This is a genomic window from Calothrix rhizosoleniae SC01, from assembly GCF_900185595.1.
In the GTDB taxonomy this organism is placed as follows: Bacteria; Cyanobacteriota; Cyanobacteriia; order Cyanobacteriales; family Nostocaceae; genus Calothrix_A; species Calothrix_A rhizosoleniae.
Genome location: NZ_FYBH01000240.1, coordinates 26,292 through 46,308, shown reverse-complemented (window position 1 = coordinate 46,308; position 20,017 = coordinate 26,292). Strand labels below are relative to the sequence as shown.

Sequence of the window (20,017 nt, the reverse complement as noted above, 5' to 3'; positions counted from 1 at the left end):
AATGTTGCTTTTCCAGTGGCGTAGATTTTTGTTTTTAGTTTCTGTATTTATCATTGGGTGAGTTTCCTTTTTTTGAGTTTTTTGAATATAATTTTGAGAAAAGATGTTGGGTTTTGTTGCCTCAACCAAACCAACGAGAGTGGGCGATCACACTCAAACAATAAGCTCATTCCTAACATCGAAATATCCCTTAGGTAAACGAGGACCAGCAAACTCATCAGGAACAAACTCATCAGGCAAAGGTGGTCCGACAAATTCATCTACTGGATTAGTTTCTATTTCTGGTTTAGCTTCAGCTTTCTCTTTTGCTTTCTTGAAAAGATCTGGGTCAAACATTGGTTTTGCCTCAAGTGGCTGTTCTTGATTCTCTTCAACTATTACTTTTCCAACGGAATAACCAATTCCAACGATATCAATTATGCCTCCGATAGGATCGGGAGCAGCACCTCCAATATCTAAAATTCCTTCTATATAGTTACCTTTCTCAAGATTTTCTAAGCCTTGTGCTATTCCAACAGCATTTCCAACGCCTGGAGCCAATTTTGCAACTCCTTTGCCAATAACTTTTCCCAATTTGGAAGCTCCCTCAGCACCAACAGTCAATGCTTTTTTACCGGAATCTGGCTTTGCAGGTACTGTCGCAATCCTCTTAGGCTTACTTTCGTTATCTGCAACTTCAACTAAATGTGTTCCTTGTTTACCTTCCAATTCGCCCTCAAAAATATCAAGAGGTGCTCTAGATTTCCCTTTGTAATCAGTTTGACCTTCAACTTTCCCTCGTACATCAGGATCAGTAGTCAATCCATTTTGTTGAGAAGATGAGGTATTAGGACTTCCTTTTTTTTGAGAAGATGAGGTATTGGGACTTCCTTCTTTCTTTTCCTTTAACTCGGATTGCACTCGTTTGGTATCTTTATCCCCTTCAGGTTCTGTAAAAACATCGTAATATCCATGTTGAGGAGTCTGGGATCCATGTCCTGGGTCGTTATAGTCAATGAGGCTCTCACCTACTTTTTCAACTACTTTCTTTACAATTCGTTTAAATTTTCCATCCCTTTTTGATTCTGGTGCCTTGCCAGACAGATCAACTAAAATCACTGGATTATTTCGCACATATTGATAAAGGTTTTTATCATCATTAATTCCTATTGGATCCGTTGCTGTCCATCTCCCTAACCACGGCGCATAATACCTCGCCCCGTGATACGCCAATCCCGTTTCCTCATCCCGCTCTTTCCCCGTATAGCGATATTGCCTCAAATTCACCTCAGCCAAACTGCGCCCTGCCTGATAAGCCGTTGTGCCATAAGGATGATATTCTTCATAGGAAATTACCCCACCACCGCTATCCAGTTCCACACTAGCTGATCCCAAATGATTACTAAGTTGATAGCGAATTATAGGCACGTCTAAATTAGTCGGAGATGCAACCCCATTGCTCACCTCAGCCGTTTTCGTTTCCACCAAGGCAATGCGTTGCTGGTCATCCATAATATGTAGAGTTCCCCTCTCCAGCGTTACCGTTTCCCCATCACCGCCATACTCCCGATAAATCTCAAACCCACCCAGATAAATTCGCTCATTCTTCCGAGTAGAAGTTCCTCCAGTTGCTTGCCGTTCCGTTACCTTCCGCACCCGTTGACCACTGCCGTCATAAACGTAATAGGTAGTTTCCGGTGTTCCATTGTTAACCACTTGGCGACTGGTTGCTTTTAACCTATCTTGATAATCCCACTGCATCAACGGCAAATGGGGCATTGTTGTCATATTGCCGTGAGTATCGTAGGTATAGTTTGCAAACTGGTCGCCATCATCCGGTCTGCTAGTCGCCAACAAGCGATTACTGTCTTCAGCATATTGGTAGCGACGATTCCAACGTTCAAAAGCTCCACCCGTATGTCTCATGGACAAGATATTACCTACACTATCGTAGGTATATTCCTCTACATATTGCTGTAGAGCCTCCGGACTATTGGGAAAGGGAATACTGAGAATGGGGTTAAACTCCCTTGCATCTCGCTGCAAGTTATTTTGAACGGCGTGTTCCCGTCCTTGCGCCCGAATTAGGCGATAGAGTGCATCATAGGTGTAGTTGTTGTGAGGCAATATCTGAGTATTATCAAAGTAAACTTCCTGTTGAGCATTATCCCGAATCTCGGTAATGTTTCCCACTGGATCGTATGTGTACTGCAAATCTTGTAAACGAGCGTTATCTGAGGTACGAGTCGTCAGCATCCGCACCAGTCGAAAAGTTTCTGGGTCATAGGTATAAGCTGTCTGTACCCCGTTACCGTATTCAATTAACGTTCGCTGACCCTTTGCGTCATAGCCGATATTCTGCACGAAGACTGTTTCTGTGGCTGTTCTCCGTAATACCACATACATTTGCTCCAGTAGATTGGCTTCATTGTATACTGGACGAGTTACACTCTGGTCTGGGCTGATTAACAAAGTTGGACGGTTCAGGGCATCGTATTCGGTAAAAACAGTAAACTCCTGAGATTGCAGATTATTCGTCGGGGAGTTCCCTGACCAATCGATCGCCTGTGCTTTGTAGTCACTGACCAGTTGGCGGGTAACTTCCAGCAAATTACCTTTAAAGTCGAATCGCTGATTTGTCACCAACCCACCAGAATCGTAGTGCTGATAAACCTGTCCCCGCAAGTTACGATTGAGATCCTCCGGTTGTCCTTCCCCATAAATCAACCGTTCAATTACTAAGAGAGAACCTTCATCAATTTGTAACTGTTGTTCTAGGGGACGACGCAAGGCATCATAAATTGTATGAAAACGGCGACTTTCCAGCACCGAAGAATCTGTTTCTGTTACCCGTTCGTTCTCATCCCAGGCATAAAATGGTTGTCCCGTTGCATCCATCAGCATCCAGCGATCGCCCCCATCCATGCTGTGCTCAAAGAGTAGATTCCCGGCAATGTCATAACAGGTTACAAAACCCGTTTCTGCCCCCGGAGAATTAATATACTCCATCACTCGATTTCCCCGCGCATCTCTTATCCACAGGGGCTTTCCTTCAATATCCAGCTTGGTAAAGGTGACATATTTTTCCTCAAAATCAACATCTTCGCGCCGCCATTTGTTGTGAGCGATCGCCACCACTTCCCGCCCCAAACTGTCCAAATGCGTCACTGCTGGAGTATTGGCATGAACTTCAGCCAGACGAGCTGCCCTTCGTTGTTCTGGCTCACCACTGATATAGCGTTCGTACCAGGCATTGTTTGGTTCTAGTGCAGTATCATTTCCATCGTAGGCTGCCATAAACCAAGGAGAAAACTCAACCCGACTGTAAGTTCCATTCGGCATTTCTGTTCGTATCTGCCGCCCCACCGCATCGTAATAAAGGATCGGGGTAACTCCGACTTCCTGGGGTTCTTCAAATCGATGATCCGGTTCTCCCAATTCGTTTTGGCTAAAGTAGGGTTCGTACTGTTTGACGAGGTTGCCCTTGTTGTTAAGAATGGTTTTTCCCGTCGCTATCCAGCGTAAGGAACCATCGGGTGTTTCGGGTTCGGCTTGAACTTTTTTGACCAATACAGTCCCCATCCCGTCTGAATATTCAAACGCCACCTGAAGCGGACTGTCCTCGTCTCCATGTCGTTCGCGCAGGATACTACAGGCACAAGCGGGATATTCACCCCAGGTTGTTGTGCCATCATCATTTTGTTGTTCGCCAAAGTAATAAACATATCGAGCCGTGGCATTTTCCAACCAAATCCGGGCTTGGTTTTCGTCGTAAGCATTCTCCACAAAAAAGGCATTGAGTTGTGCCGAGGTAGGATTAGCCAGTTCATCATCAAAGGAATTTAGACTGTCCCCTTGATTTCCCTTACCCATGACTGCCATTGCCGTTGGCAAACCGAGAACATCAAAGTAAACCCGTGAAAAATTCCCATTAATATCCCGCATTTCAGATGGGGTCAGCACTCGAAAGTCAAACTGAGTCACCTGGGTAGTATTGCCAATGGGGTCAGTGCTGGATTCGATGTAGAGATCCCGTGAGTCGTAGACCAATGTTGTCGTTTGCCCAAAAGGATTGGTGTAGCGTTCCGGCAAGTAGAAATGTTCTGCTGCATCAGGTGCGAAACCAGCAATACCAGAACGAATCCAATACTGACCAGTAGTATCCATATCTGCAAAGCGTTCTGCTAGGGTAATACCACTGAGATAGCCACTTAAGTCAGGGTTATCCAAATTACCACGTACCTCTGCTGTCAGGTGTTCTGACTTAAAAACTGCATTGAGTAAATCATTGGTAAGTGCCAGCTTGTAAGTTTCGTAGGGTAAACCTAGATAGTTCAGTTCTCCCCAAGGCAGGGGTGTTTCTAGATCCTCACTAAAGTATAATATTCGCACCCACTCTACTCGTCGTTTCTGACAAATCATGCGATCGGGAAATTCATGATAAGCAATTTCTTCAACAATGTCATCGTTCGCTATGTCAGCTTGTTGAAGTTCTGACAAAGTATAGTAAAAGCCTTCTTCGGGAAAAATTCCGGTAAGTTCGTAGGTTTTAACCTCACAAGGCAAAGGCAAACGGTACTGGTCATCGGCGATTATCGCATCTTCGGTAAAGCGATTTTCGGTGTAGACTAAATGGCGTTCTTGCTGTACCTGATTAATGAGTGCTTCTGCTGACTCTAGAAGCATTTCGCCCTCCTGCTGTCCGATGCGAGGATAGGTGATTGCGACCGATTCCAGCACATTACCGTATTCATCGATTTGTAAGTTCAGGGTGTGAGAAATGCGGGGGTCGGGTTCGAGTATATCTGTTGTCAAATCCAGTTCATAGTGATAGGTAATCGCCTCACTTTCAGTTACTAGAAAAACGGGATGACGATTCTCCCCATGAGCTTGAAGTCGCTGAATATGACAGTTATGAAATGCCGTTGAAAATAGCTTTACTTTTCGTTCTTCACCTTGTTCGATAGCATCCACATCTAATTCATACACTTCCTGACGCAACATCATTCCCTTGCAAGCTCTTAATGCTTCTCGCCATTCTTCGGCACTGAGGTTTTCGCCAATTAGATCGGGCTCAGGCAGAATATTCTCTTGAAAATCTCCCAAGATATTCGTTTCATTGGGATTGAGTTCCTCAAACCAGTGGGGGAAATATTCATCAGCAAACTGGGAAAGGATATGCTCCCGATCTAAAAATGCTCCTGTATGAAACCAGGTAATTGTTTGAACTGGAGGTTGGTAAAGTGTCTGGTTATCGCTGATATAGGGACTGGTAATATTTCCGGCTGTAAATGTTCCAAAATCTTCTACATCGATTTGTTCGACTCGTCCAAATCCTCGGAATTCTCGTTCTATGCCGTCAAAGTAGCCGTGATGATAGCTATAGGTAGACATAAAACGAGTCTGTCGCCACTTATCAAAAACAGTGACTTTTTCTACGACATGAACAGGAAACGGTAACTTGGTAATCCAGGGCTTTCCGGCTAATCTGTCTTGCAAATAAAACTTTGTAGAAGGCGCATAATGAACAATAGTCTCTGCACCTAGATTGTTTACTGTTTTGGTTAATAAATGAGGCTTTTGCCCACCCATCAAATCGATATATCGTATTGTCTGGGAAGTATTACCTGGTAAAGGTGAAGACCATAACAAACAAGCAGTCCCATTACCCAACAAATCAACGGCAGTTACCGATGCCACACTATCGATCGCCGGAAAATTCCGCAATACCTGCTTTGCTGACCAACTGTTCCCCGACTGATTGAAGTAAACCTGAACTCCTTCACTACTTAAGTAGAGAATGTCCGTAGTACCAGAACCATCAATATCTGCCAAAACAATCCGGCGTTGATTAAAGATATCCGGCGCATCAAACAAGGGTGAATTATCCATCGTTACCTTCGCCCCAAATCTTCCATAACCAAGGTTAGACCAGTAACAAACCTCACCATTGCGAATTCTGACTATATCTGTCAATCCATCCCCGGATATATCTGCTAAATAAATTGACTGGGTACTGTCAGCAAATACAATACGCGGTCCCTTTTCCTCATCCCATGGTTGATGTATACGTTGTGCTGCCCCAAACCCATCTTCTGCTAGAGACGGATGCCAAACAAAGCAATCATCTTCCGTAATCAAAATATCGTTGTGTCCATCCCCATCTAAGTCAATAAACTTCAAATTTGGGTTATCCCAATCCAGTTTGGGCAAAGACTTAAAGGGAACAAATGATTCCCAACCTTGATTGTGATTACGTTCATAGAAACCAGGAGATGGGCTGCGTAAACTGACTAAATCAATTTGACCATCCCCTGCAAGGTCGAGAAACTGTGTGCCATTAGAAAGATTACTTGCAGGTTTACTACCTACTAACTCAACTGGTGCAAAACATGCCTCAATATGCTCTGAATCATCAATTTGAGTTATGTTAACCGGGCTGAGATTGCGTTTGTAAAACCACCCATTACCTTGCTCACTCAAAATTCCTGACAATCCTTCCCCATCCAAATCAACCCACTGATATTGTGTACCATCCATCCCTTGGGGCAAATTTTCCAAACTCCTGGGGTCAACTTCACGAACCATCTCATCAATCTGGGGTTCACTGTAAATAAATTCCAATGGTGGTAGAGATTTTTGGATGTATCCCTCCTGGGAATTCCGTTTATAACCCGTCTGAGTGACTGAAATTAGTTTGGAATAAATTGGATTTCGCGCATCTGTGGGATTTTCTTCATAGGAGTAGTGAAAATCCGTTGAACGTACCAAACAATTTTGCTCAATTTCTGCTTCATCCGGAAAGTGGTGAAACATCAACACCCTCTGACACAGTCGATAGGTGCGGACTTCAAAACCTGCTCTGTAAGAAGAAAATGGGTCATTGCGAACCGACCACTCCCCCGAATCATCTGGTTTGGGGTTAGTTAAATCATGTTCCCCGTAGTCAAATACCACTTCAAACATCCAATCTGCTGCCGTGAGGTCAGGCTGTACCAACCGAGAAACCCGATTTCCGTATTTGATTCGTTTTAAATAACGATTACTAGAACGAATTTCTGGGGTACGATTACGCTCATGTATCTGCGTTGTATCAACACCTTGCGAATTTTCTGCTTTATACTCATAGAGGATAGCATTACCTTTATCATCGTAGCTTTCACAAATCAACCAGCTAAAAATATGTGTTGGTTCATTAGGTTCGGTAATGCGGCTTTCGGCAGTTTTACCATATAGCGTCGTAATATTGTCCTTAGAAATAGAACGCCAGTGTGTTTCCCCCGAATTCAAATTTGTCCAACATTCAATCCGAGCAAATAATCCCTCAATTCTGGGACGATACTTGCGAATCCGATAACCATCCGGCAGGGTTTCATCCACAGTCCCATCAGTTTTCAGTACAGGCACCAAATCTTCTGCACCAGAAAGAATAAAGATATCCGATTCTTCTGAATCCCAGTAGCGAGGTAAACCTTTATCCGTCTTGCGCGTAATAGAAGGGAATGACAAGTTCCAACCCAAACCAAATATGCCATTTCCAGCACCCGAGTCATAGGCAACGGAAAGCTGTGGAGCAAATCCAGAACGACCAGGAGTTACAGCAATTGGTACTGACATCGAACCAGTTCCCGTCACAGGATTGGCAGTAAATTTCTCGCCCATGCCTTTAATAGCCCCACCTCCTTTGGGAAGCGATACGGTTGGAGGTGGAGAAGTATAGCCTTTATCGGCGGCGGAGCCGTCTTGGCTGTCAACCTGGTTATTTGGAGGATTGAATATCATACCCATTCTCTTCAGGTTCAGAGTGGACGTTCACTTCAGCTATGCGATGTGACTTTGTGAACATTGATATTTGACAAGCACTTTCTCATGCTATAAGTGCAAGGATTGCACGTTCACTAAATGTGTAGCCGATGTTACAAATATTTGGTTTTCTTAAAATTAGTGAAAGCAAGAAGTAAACACCGAAATGACATATGTCTATATTTGTCTAGTTATAGGTATTTTTGGGTAAGTTTTATGTAACGGGATATAAGCCAGCTACAATAGTACTTTGAAGACAGTATTTCCATTTTTGATTTTATGACTTCTGCTGCTCCAGTGAAAACAGAGTATGAAGCTATTATTGGCTTAGAAACCCATTGTCAGCTCAGTACTAATACAAAAATATTCTCCGATAGTTCTACCGCCTTTGGTTCTGCACCCAATACTAATATTGATCCGGTGTGTATGGGTTTACCTGGAGTCTTACCCGTACTGAATGAAAAAGTCCTCGAATATGCAGTTAAAGCAGGTTTAGCCCTCAATTGTCAAATTGCTAGCTATAGCAAATTTGACCGCAAACAATATTTTTATCCAGACTTACCCAAAAATTATCAAATCTCTCAATACGATTTACCCATTGCTCAACATGGCTGGTTGGAAATCGAATTAGTAGATAAAGCCGGTAATCCGACTCGCAAAAAGATAGGCATTACCCGCTTACATATGGAAGAAGATGCCGGTAAATTAGTTCATGCTGGTAGTGAGCGCCTTTCTGGTTCAGCTTACTCCTTAGTTGATTATAATCGTGCGGGTGTACCTTTAGTCGAAATTGTCTCTGAACCTGATTTACGCTCTGGACAGGAAGCTGCTGAATATGCCCAAGAATTACGTCGCATTGTTCGTTACCTTGGTGTCAGTGATGGCAATATGCAAGAAGGTTCCCTACGTTGTGATGTAAATATTTCTGTGCGTCCTGTGGGACAAAAGAAATTTGGTGTCAAGGTAGAAATCAAAAACATGAACTCCTTTAGCGCCATCCAAAAAGCGATTGATTATGAAATTGAACGCCAAATTGCAGCCATAGAAGCTGGTGAAAAGATTTTCCAAGAAACTCGTTTATGGGAAGAAGGTTCCCAACGCACAATTAGTATGCGTAGTAAGGAAGGTTCTAGCGATTATCGCTACTTCCCAGAACCTGATTTAGCACCCATTGAAGTGTCTTCACAACAGCTAAATACATGGGGTGAACAATTACCAGAATTACCAGCACAGAAACGTCATCGTTATGAAAGTGAGTTGGGACTTTCTGCATATGATACTCGGGTGTTAACAGAAGATATTCCCACTGCTGAATACTTTGAAGCTACCATTGCAGCTGGTGCTAATGCCAAACAAGCCGCTAATTGGATTACCCAAGATATCGCTGCATACTTGAATAAACAAAAGCTGACTATTGCTGAATTGGCTTTGACACCAAAAAATCTCGCTAAAACTATCTCTTTGATTGAAAAGGGAACCATTAGTAATAAAAAAGCTAAAGATAAACTCCCAGAACTATTTGCTGGTAAATCTGCAGAAGAGGCTTTTAAAGGTGCAGAGCAAATTTCTGATCCTAGTGTCCTAGAGCCAATTATCGAAAAGGTAATTGCAGAAAATCCTCAAGAATTAGAAAAATATCGTGCAGGAAAAACTAAACTTCTGGGATTCTTTGTTGGTAAGGTACTGAAGGAAACTGGTGGACGTGCCGATCCTAAGCTAACTAACCAATTAGTAACCCAAAAGTTGAATGGCTAATCATACATCAGGAATGGGAATAAAATAAAGTACAAATCTGATTTTAGGTTAATAAATCCAAGTTCCTGACTATTAGCTATATTGGCATTGCTGAATCAAGATATGAATTTGTCTCACTTCGAGGCGCACAGAAGAATTTAAGATACCTGATTTTTCGAGTTCATATTTCCAATTCAGCAATACCGCCATATCCATGTATAGCATTAATCAATTCTGCGGGTTGAAGTTAGGTGGTTTTAAAAGTGGCAATTTCTGTGTTGGGTTATCCCGTACCCGTGATCAAACTTAATTTCGTATTATTTTAATAATATATAAGACTTTTTTAACAAGCCTTAAATAATTAAATAAATACATAATAAAATAAATTATGAATCCTGTATATTGTTCTAAGGGACACGAAAATCCTCAAGGTAGCCGCTTTTGCCTACACTGTGGAGAAAATTTAGATGTAGAAAATAATCCCCATATATCTATGGTTAAGGGCATCCAACCAGGACAAATATTAAGTAATCGTTATGCAATTGTACGTCAACTCGGTCAAGGAGGGTTTGGACGGACTTATTTAGCTGAAGATATCAATCGTTTCCGGGAACTTTGTGTTTTAAAAGAGTTTTCTCCCCAGGTACAAACCCCCTATGTATTACAAAAAGCAGAGGAATTGTTTCAACGGGAAGCTACGGTTCTTTACAAATTGCAACATCCACAAATTCCCCGCTTCCGAGAACTATTTCGTACGAATTTGGCGGGTAAGGAATATTTATTTCTCGTCCAAGACTATGTCGAAGGAAAAAACTATAGCACTTTGCTAGATAACCGCCTAGCACAAGGATTAAAATTTACCGAATCAGAAGTGCGGCAGCTATTACAACAAATTCTCCCAGTGTTAGAATATATCCATTCTTTGGGAGTAATTCATCGGGATATTTCCCCAGATAACTTAATTCTTCGCCACATCGACCAACTACCAATTTTGATTGACTTTGGTGGTGTAAAACAAGTAGCAGCAGCTGTTGCTTCTCAATATTACCAACCAGAGGCTGCTTTCCCTACCCCACAAGCAACTTTGTTAGGAAAAATTGGATATGCTCCCCCCGAACAAATGCAGACTGGTTTGGTTGAGCCTTACAGTGATTTATATTCCCTAGCAGCTACTGTGTTGGTGTTACTTACCGGGAAACAGCCGTCAGAACTAATTGATAAACACACTCTGACTTGGAAATGGCGGGAAGAAGTTAGTTTGAGTAACAATTTGAGCATTATCTTAGATAAAATGCTTTCCCCCACTCCCAACATTCGCTATCATTCCGCCAGGGAAATTTTAAATGCACTTGCTCCTGTAACAGTCAACAATCCGCCTCAATCTCAACCTATACCCCCAGAAAAGCCAAAAACCGAGGCTACTTTTGCAATTTCTCCTGATTCTGCCAATCCTGCTGCTCCCTTTGCCAATTCCCATCAAAATTGGTGGACACCAGGAAAAATTGCCTTGTTAGCGTTTTCCGTAGTTAGTGCTTCAGGTATTGGGGTGTGGGGTGTAAATAATTTAATTAATCCTTCTACACCTGATCCTACACCAACGCTTACATCTAGTCCTGAAAATAATCAACCTAACGATCCTCTGGCAAAATATTCACCAGAGGAACGAGCACGGAAACAGAAATTACGCGATCGCCAACAACAATTAGGTATTAATAATAACTTCTACATTAACTTAGTTAATCAAAGATTTTGGGACAAAAATCCTAGCTTACGGGGAAAAACTCTCAGTGATGAACCCGACGATAAGTCCTTAAGAACACAATGGGATGCAACGGCCGCAGAATTACTAGATAAAATGGCTAGACTCAGTTCTGATGCCAGAAGACGACTGGGAACCTATAGTAAATCAGACCGCGATCGCTGGAAGGTAAGGGTCAATAATCTCAATGTATCTAGCCGTGCTTTGTATGACTTGGGAGATGCCCCATTCTTTCAGCAATTTCCGCAACAAAGAGGTAAAAATTTTACGAATGAGCCCATTGGACAAATATGGCATGGTTTTGTTGCAGATAAACTGAATGCGATCATTGCCAGAACAGCCTTAAAAAAAATAGTTTTTGCTCCCGGTGCTACAGGAAAAAAAATTAGCGGTTCCCTCAAACCTGCTGAAGGGAAAGTTTTCATTGCCGAACTGGCTCGGAATCAATTAATGGAAGTAAATCTGGATGCCAATCCCAATATTTTATTATCCATATATTCACCTACCGGTAAATTCACATTTTTAACAGATTCTAAAAAGCGTTCTTGGTCAGGGAAATTACCAGAAAGTGGATATTATGAATTTGCGATCGTCTCTAGAGATTCTAGATCCCGCTCCTATGAATTTACTCTCCAAGCAGAAAGTCTTACCCCAAAAGTAACACCAACCCCTACTCCTACAGATACTGTTTCCCCTACCCCTACTCCTACATCTACTTCTACTCCTACATCTACCAGCAGTCCCACGCCAAGTGTGACAAAAACTGCAATACCAACCTCAACCCCTAATTCTGATTCTACCCCCATACCTACTAACACTCCTAAGGATATAGGAAATTCTGGTAGTGAATAGTTGTTAGTAAAAATACATAAAATAGATTAACAATAAGTACAATAAACTATTAAGTATTTTTACGGTTAGCAACTAATGCTATTCAAAACTACGATTAAAATTTCCCAAGCAAAACCCATTTGCTAGTAGACAGAAAATAGCCCTAGGGGATTTTAGATTTTGGATTGTAAAAGAATTACTACATAAGCTTTTCTTTCTTTCCATCTGTCACAGTTATTTTTCAAATTGGTATTATTACTTACTACTTATTACTTATTACTTATTACTTATTACTTATTACTTATTACTTATTACTTGCGCGTATGTTTTGTAAGGGTGAACAAGAATTGGAAAATCAATCTTACCCAGTAGGTGAAACTTGTTTGGTTCCGGTCGGCAGCCACTGTATTCTCGAATTATACAACTGCCCAACTGATTTACTCAACAATCTGGTGTTTATTAGACATTCCTTACAGGAGGCGGCTAAGAGAGCAAAGTCTACCCTGTTAAAGGAAATAACCCACCAGTTTCATCCCTATGGAGTCACGGCTCTAGCACTGTTAGCAGAGTCTCATATTTCGATCCATACATGGCCCGAAACGGGGTACGTCGCAGTGGATATTTTTACCTGTGGTCAACATACAGAACCAGAGGCGGCTTGTAAGTTTCTTTTACAAGTTTTTCAGGCTGGTGATCATGTACTTTTGCATTTTCCTAGAGGTAGACTGACACCGCAACTCCAAGAATTAGGAAACAGTTTGCTGTTACAACCATCCTGACTTTTCATGGGAAGTCCTAAAACACCTGTCAAGGTTGGGGTAAGGGATCCCCTAGTTATCAACCAGAACCCTTAAAATATGGCCCAACAACATGGCTTTCGCCAGAAGCAAAGGGTGAAACACCTGCTTTTCCATTACTTGCCATCCTTATGGATGGTTCATCAATACTCGATACTTTCCAGGCACAGATGTTCTTGGGAGATAAACAATATCAACGCATCAATGTCAGTATTCCACAAGGTACAAATATACCTCTTGATGATTGTTCTCAAATTCAGACTATGGAAAACCTAAGTAAGTCGGCACAATAAAACCAAACTATGTGAAGAATAGTAAATAAGCCTAAAACCCTTGTTCCCCCTGCTCCCTGCTCCCTGCCCCCTGCCTTATCCAAACGATAATTTTTTACGCCAACCTACTTAGTAAATCAATACACTCAATAACCAGAATGGAATAAGCAAATCACTTGGATTCAAAACAATTTCTTATAAAGTAAACCTCTATATGTAGACAAAATAGGTACATTTGTCAATTTATGTATGGGTAGAAATGAGATAACAGTTACTAGCCCTTCGACATAGCTCAGGGCTTGCGTTCCTGTGTGCCCCACGGTACGGAGTCTAATCTCAAGTATGTTTCGAGCACTCCGCATATTTGGGGCTTACTGAAAAAACGAGAAAAAATTAGGCTGCTTGCAATTTTTCCAGTCGTGCTAACACGTCTTGACTATGAATGGATGGATTGACTTTGACAAAAGTCTCCCGTAACACTCCCTGGGGATCAATAATAAATGAGTGACGTACGGAAATAAAACTCATCCAAGAACCATAAGTTTTACTAACTTCACCCTTGGTATCAGCTAAAAGTGGAAATTTTAAACCTTCTGAATCACAAAATTCGGCGTGGGAATCAACATCGTCAGCACTCACGCCAATTATCTGAGTATTTTTCTCTATATATTTGGGCAAGTCTTGCTGGAAACGACGGGCTTCGATGGTACAACCAGATGTAAAGTCTTTAGGATAAAAGTACAGAACTACCCATTTACCACGAAAATCTGTAAGGGAGATACTACCATCACCGGTGTTGGTTGGCAATGTAAACTCAGGAGCTAATTGATTGACTGTAGGCAGTTTACCACCCATAGCATTAGCAGTAGGGACAAAGTTCAACCAACTAATAATGGTAAAACAACTAGCACATAAGACACTAATAAAATGGCGACGGGAAATCATCTTCGGAAACCAAAATTGTTACTTAACATAAGTTTACAATTATTGGTCACAAAGAGGCAGGGGAGTAGGGAGTAGGGAGTAGGGAGTAGGGAGCAGGGAGCAGGGAGTAGGGAGTAGGGAGTAGGGAGTAGGGAGTAGGGAGCAGGGAGCAGGGAGCAGGGAGCAGGGAGCAGGGAGTAGGGAGCAGGGAGCAGGGAGCAGGGAGTAGGGAGCAGGGGAAAAATGGCATTTCCCCTGGCTCTTCTGGTTAAGTTTATGGATATCAGAGCCACTCAATCATCTTAGCTTTCTCTGACAATTGAGCCTGTTTTTGTCCCCTATTACGTGCTCTACCAGTAAATAAGCCAATGGGAGTATTTAGTAAGCTTACCCAGGAAGCTTTTCTCTGAGTCAACTTCAAAGCTTCTTTAGGAACCTCTTTTAATAACCACCGTCCCAACCTATACCCATATTCTTTAAGTGTAATATCCCGCATCAAATCTACACCATACAATTGGTGAAGATACTTATTTGAACGTCCATAACGTTGCCATTGGCTGTTCAATTCTGGAAATTTAGTGCGATGGCGGTGTTGGACTATGGCTTCTGGGACAAATTCCAACCTACCCATATTTTGCTGAAGAATTCGCCAACAAATATCTGCATCGCCGCCAGTATCTAAATAGGGGCGAAATAAGCCCACTTTTGCTAATATTTGTCGTCTAATAGCTAAATTAGCTGTTTGCCCATAGGGATAAAATTTATGGGCAAGGGTATGTTTTTGAGATAGGGTATGCTGAAGTTCGGCGTATTTTTCTAGTATGGTATTTCCAGGTAAAGCGGTAATTTCTCCTGCCACAATTGCGATATCAGGATAAGTAAAAGGTACTATTAGAGAACTTAACCACTGGGGTTGGGGACGACAGTCAGCGTCCGTAAAAGCAACAATTTCCCCTATAGCAGAGCGAATACCCTTATTCCTGGCAGCATAGGAACTTTGAATTGTATTTTCCTTAATGGGACGAATGTTAATCTGGCTATGTTCAGCTGTTGTTTGTAAAATAGCAAAGGTGCGATCGCTGCTATTATTATCTACTAGTAAATACTCTACCTGATGCTTAGGATAAGTCTGTGCCAGCAAACAATTAATTAAATCAGGTAAATCAGTCTCACCATTATAAATAGGTATAATTACTGATACTTTTGGGGCAAAAGTATCATGATTGCTTGTATGGGGAATCACAGATTTCATGTATTCTGGATGGGAAATCAGAAAAATTATGACAGAATCAAGCTGCAAATTTTTTCCAGATGATAATTAAATCAGCCAGGAATTTAGATGCATAACCACAGGTTAAAGTTAACTGTCTTGAAGGTGTATGGAAGCGGAGTTATAGCCCTCACAAACACCTTCCAGCATTCATTCCGATTGACTGAAAAAAGTATAGGGTAAACATGATATTTCACAACTGATAAGTGTTAGCTGTTAATATTGTTCCCAATCCAGAATCATTAATCTAAAATCGTTTGATTTGTGTTTGAGGAAATACGGCTGAATTTGAGGGTAGATTTTGTAAGGGTTTGGCTAAATAATTATTTGAAAGTACTGACAAAGCCCTAGCATATTGAGGGTCGTTTTGAGTACCTATTAATTTGGGATTAGCTGCCAATCTACGTTCTTGTGCCTCTGTCAAATCAATTTTGATATCAGGTGTAATACCCTTGTGATTGATATCTGTACCTTTAGGTGTATAGTAATGGGCAATTGTAATTGCTAAACCAGATCCGTCTACCAATTCATGTACCGACTGTACTAAAGCTTTGCCAAATGTTTGACTACCAACAACTACAGCCCGCTTATTATCTTTAAGGGCACCAGTCAGAATTTCACTAGCACTAGCTGAGTTATTATCGACTAACACTACCAATGGGCGTTTAGTCAGAGCAGTATTCTTCGCTTTAGTGATCTCACTACTTCCCTTACGATCCACCGTACGAACAATTGCTCCCTCGTCTAACCACATCCGGGAAATTTCAATACTGGCTTGTAATAAACCACCGGGATTTCCCCGCAAGTCTAAGACAAAGCCATCTACTTGCTGATTATTCAACCTGCGAATGGCTCTTGCCATTTGTTCTGATGCATGAGCACTAAACTCTCGCAAGCGAATATAGCCAATGCGGCGATTCCCTTCTCTTCTAAGAGCAGAGCGGACTGTGGGAACTTCAATCCTTGCCCTTGTCAGCTTGAGGTTGAAAGCTCTGTTACCATTTCTGCCCATACGTAGGGTAATTACCGAGCCTACTTTACCACGAATGAGTTTAGAGGCATCTTGAATTCTCATGCCGTAAGTAAGTTTGCCATCAATTGCCAATATTTGATCCCCAGATTTAATCCCAGCTTTAAATGCGGGTGAATTTTCTAAGGATTCGACGACTGTCAAAATCTGGGTTTTCTCATTCATTTCCATGCGAATACCAATCCCAGAAACTTCCCCGGAAGTCTGTCTGGTAAGAGCTTGGTATTGCCTAGGCTCCATAAAACGGGTGTAGGGATCTTCTAGTTGCTCTAGGGCTTTGCGGATAGCAGCATAGGCTTCTTGGCGAGATGTGTAGTTTTTGCTTAACAAGCTTTGCCTAACTGCTTGCCAATCTTTGCGATTAAAAGTGCCATCTACATACTCACGATTCACCAATTGCCAGACTTGGTCTACAATTGCTTTTGGACTATCTTGTAAAGCAGCACGGACGGAGCGACACCAAGCTGGGCCAAACATAGTGAATATGGCGGTGGTGGCTATAGCTCCACCAATCATGGCTACTTGGCGAGGGGAGTAACTTTTCTCAGATTGGTTCATGTATATGAGCTTAAATAAATTGTATTGTTGATAGTCTAGCAATCAAACTTTAGGTATTTTTATAAGTTTTTCTATTGCCTTCTCATTTTTTGATAAATTTTTGGTAAATATCTAGGTAGAATATTTATTGATAACATTTTTTTTACCAAGAATAATTGTTTTGGGTAATTAATAAACAGCTTTTCGTGGAATCGCTGTTAGTTTCCGGAAATTTACAGATTTTCAATTCAAAAATCTTTATAGATGTTTAGGGTGTGATACTTACAATTATTACTGACTGCAGAATCATTTTATACATTAAATTAAAGTTTCAGGTAAAAGTTGCTCATATTTAATTTTTTGGTATTGACTAATTATCCCCAATTATAATAATTTTGGCAATTCGATTTATTTTTATGCATTTTATATTCTTCTGGTTATTATAACTACATTTTTGTCTTTAATTACAAGTATTTTTACTAGTAATTAATTGTGATTGAAAAAAATTATAGCCCAAGCAATTATAAATTTGTCCTCGACTTCTAAATTTTTGACCGAAAAAGAAAAGGATACAAGCCCCCAAATTTATTTGTGGAAGCTCCCCCTAATAGCTTGAGAATGGGGAGTGAAAGAGTGAAAGAGTAAAGGAGTGAAGGAAGTATTTTCATGGTTGGTTGTGGGGTTTTTTCGTGGGGGACTGACTGCACTCTAAACCCCATACCCTACAATCTGTTTCAAGATTACAGGTGATTTGCCATTGTTTGAATGGTTGACAAGGGTACTTGTGCAAAATATTGTCGTTGAAATTGTTCTTCGCGGATAGCTGCTAGAAATTTACCGATCGCCACCTCTGAATTATCGGATACAGTATTGCTATGTTGCATAATCTGTAAATCACTGTCTTTCCTCTGAACTGTGAAACCACAAGAATATAATGCTTGTATCCCAAAAAATAAACAGCGATCGCCTATTTGTAATTTATCTAAAAGTTGCACCCTAGTTGCTAATTGCTGGGTACGACTGAAATATTTAGCGATTCCTACCAGAGTTAGCCAAATTTCCTCTGGTGTTTGATAATTTGGCTGACACCAAGCAATGGCTAATGACTGCTGATTGTACAAACATCGCCTAACCCAAACTCGTAAATCACCCCAACTGGAGGGACAGTTTTTCAGCAACATAGGAGTGGAGCCAGAATCTTGACGGTTTTCCTGGGTTGGAATAGAAAGATTGCGCCAATCTACTATTTCTACTAGTTGTTGAGTTAAGGAAGATTGTTCCTGAGGACGAACAGCAATAATACGGATCTCATAACGTTTCTTATGGGTGTTATAGTCCAACTCCACAATGCAGTCACACCTACCTGGAGGTAGTTCATCTTTATAATGTCCCCACCAGACTCCAGAAAATTTAGTCTTACTGGAGTCATCTCGAATATCAAATTCTGTTTTGATGTACTGTACCTTCTTACCCCGTCTATCTTTTTGATTGTGATGCCAACTATTCTCAAACCAGCAGTTCTCAATCAGTAATTTAGGTACGGGATTACCCATACCACAAGGTTCTAGTAATTTCAATTCTGCAAATAATTCTTTACCCAAATCGGCTACTGTCACAGTTAAGTCTGCTGTCACTGTTGCGCTTAAGGTTGCACCTGCTAAATTTTGTCGTAATTGCTGATTAATCGCCTGGGTAAATAAAGGAATATTCTCCACTGCTAAGCTTAACCCAGCGGCAAAGGGATGTCCGCCAAACCGATGTAATAAATGAGCTTGGTCTTTCACTAATTGGTATAAGTCTACTGAATTTATAGAACGGGCTGAGCCCCTAGCAATGTGAGGATTAGGGGTCAAATCTCCACTACTATCCACCCCTTCCGTACTTAATAAAATTGTGGGACGACCTGTTTCTTGTGCAACTTGCCCTGCAACTAATCCCAACACTCCCGGTGCCCATTGGGGATCGGTCAATACAATCACACTGGTGGTCGAAAGATCCATTTGACTGAGTTTGCCCTGTACCTGCTTTGCCACATCCTTTTGCAAAGACTTACGGCGAGTATTTGCCAGCTCTGTGACTTCTGCTAATTTTTGAACGCATTCATGGTTGCGACTAGTTAGTAATTCCACGCAAAATCCAGCGTCGCCTTGAATACGACTAACAGCATTAATCCGGGGACCAATACCAAAGGATATATCTGTGGGGCGATCGCCATTTCTCTGGCATAATTCTAATAATCTTCCTACACCTGGTCGTCGTCTTGCTGCTGATGTCTGCTTAAAATCTGCTTGCAATTTCTGGATTCCCATCTGTGCTAAATAACGGCAGTCTCCACTCAATTGCACTAAGTCAGCTATCAATCCCACAGCAACTAAATCTAATAAATCCTCTAAGGGCTGTTGGGGTATGTCGGGCAATTTTTCATACATAGCCTCCACCAATTTATAGGCTACCGCTACCCCAGACAGATGAAATAGTGGATGCTCTTGAGGTAAATACCGAGGGTTAATAATAGCTATTACTGGTGGTCTTGATGATGGTAAGGTGTGATGGTCAGTAATAATTACATCTATCTCTAGGGACTTTGCATAAGTAATTTCACTAATATTAGTGCTGCCCGTGTCGCAGGTAACAATTAATTTATAGTTTTGTTGAGCTAATCGCTCAATACCAGAATAGTTGAGTCCGTGGGATTCCGTTAAGCGATTGGGAATATAGTAGGTTAGATTCTGGTTAGGGGTAAAAAATTGTCCTAAACCATCCCAAAGTACTGCTGTGGAAGTAATCCCATCTGCATCAAAATCTCCCCAAATAGCAACCTTTTCACCACTCTCCCGTGCTTGTTGTAACCTTTCCACCGCAAATTGCATTTCTTGCCCAAATTCAAAGGGAGTAGCAGGTTGGTAACTACGGAAATTCACAAAAGCACCTAATTGAGAATTTTCTCTAATTCCCCTTTGCCATAATAACTGTGCTGCATAATATCCACTGGAAGCAGGGGTGTAAGGTTTTACTGCTGCTACAAACCAGTCTGGTGGTTGTTCGGTTGGGGTAATAATCCACTGCTGTTGCATTTGGAGT

Annotated in this window: 9 protein-coding genes; 4 read left to right on the top strand and 5 right to left on the bottom strand. The window is 41.5% G+C overall.

Annotated features, from left to right (window positions below; genetic code table 11):
• Positions 1-153: 153 nt before the first annotated feature.
• Positions 154-7,761 (bottom strand): SpvB/TcaC N-terminal domain-containing protein, encoded by a 7,608-nt coding sequence (locus CALSC_RS14380; RefSeq protein WP_088242015.1) that lies wholly within the window; start codon positions 7,759-7,761, stop codon positions 154-156.
• A 300-nt stretch (positions 7,762-8,061) separates the two neighbouring features.
• On the opposite strand from CALSC_RS14380, the gene gatB reads away from it, so the two are divergent.
• The 4 genes from gatB to CALSC_RS26505 all read left to right on the top strand — a co-directional run bounded on the left by gatB (position 8,062) and on the right by CALSC_RS26505 (position 13,196).
• Positions 8,062-9,537: an Asp-tRNA(Asn)/Glu-tRNA(Gln) amidotransferase subunit GatB gene (gatB, locus tag CALSC_RS14375; protein WP_088242012.1), complete on the top strand. Its 1,476-nt coding sequence runs from the start codon at positions 8,062-8,064 to the stop codon at positions 9,535-9,537.
• 367 nt (positions 9,538-9,904) lie between these two features.
• Positions 9,905-12,127 carry a serine/threonine-protein kinase gene (locus CALSC_RS14370; RefSeq protein WP_088242011.1) on the top strand — a complete coding sequence of 741 codons (2,223 nt, stop codon included), beginning with the start codon at positions 9,905-9,907 and terminating at the stop codon, positions 12,125-12,127.
• Positions 12,128-12,453: 326 nt separating this feature from the next.
• Positions 12,454-12,885, top strand: coding sequence for an adenosylmethionine decarboxylase (gene speD, locus CALSC_RS14365; RefSeq protein ID WP_407641941.1), 432 nt, complete (start codon positions 12,454-12,456; stop codon positions 12,883-12,885).
• A gap of 149 nt (positions 12,886-13,034) precedes the next feature.
• Positions 13,035-13,196, top strand: coding sequence for a hypothetical protein (locus CALSC_RS26505; RefSeq protein WP_159460624.1), 162 nt, complete (start codon positions 13,035-13,037; stop codon positions 13,194-13,196).
• Positions 13,197-13,568: 372 nt separating this feature from the next.
• Here the strand turns inward: CALSC_RS26505 and CALSC_RS14360 are convergent, their stop codons facing one another.
• The 4 genes from CALSC_RS14360 to recJ all read right to left on the bottom strand — a co-directional run bounded on the left by CALSC_RS14360 (position 13,569) and on the right by recJ (position 20,010).
• Positions 13,569-14,120 (bottom strand): peroxiredoxin, encoded by a 552-nt coding sequence (locus CALSC_RS14360; RefSeq protein WP_088242009.1) that lies wholly within the window; start codon positions 14,118-14,120, stop codon positions 13,569-13,571.
• A gap of 262 nt (positions 14,121-14,382) precedes the next feature.
• The gene (locus CALSC_RS14350) at positions 14,383-15,351 is read right to left on the bottom strand and encodes a glycosyltransferase (protein WP_088242007.1); all 969 of its coding nucleotides are present in this window, start codon (positions 15,349-15,351) and stop codon (positions 14,383-14,385) included.
• Between the two features lie 265 nt (positions 15,352-15,616).
• Complete coding sequence (gene ctpB / locus CALSC_RS14345) at positions 15,617-16,957, bottom strand: carboxyl-terminal processing protease CtpB (RefSeq protein WP_088242006.1); 1,341 nt, start codon at positions 16,955-16,957, stop codon at positions 15,617-15,619.
• A 719-nt stretch (positions 16,958-17,676) separates the two neighbouring features.
• Positions 17,677-20,010 (bottom strand): single-stranded-DNA-specific exonuclease RecJ, encoded by a 2,334-nt coding sequence (gene recJ, locus CALSC_RS14340; protein WP_088242005.1) that lies wholly within the window; start codon positions 20,008-20,010, stop codon positions 17,677-17,679.
• Positions 20,011-20,017: the final 7 nt, after the last annotated feature.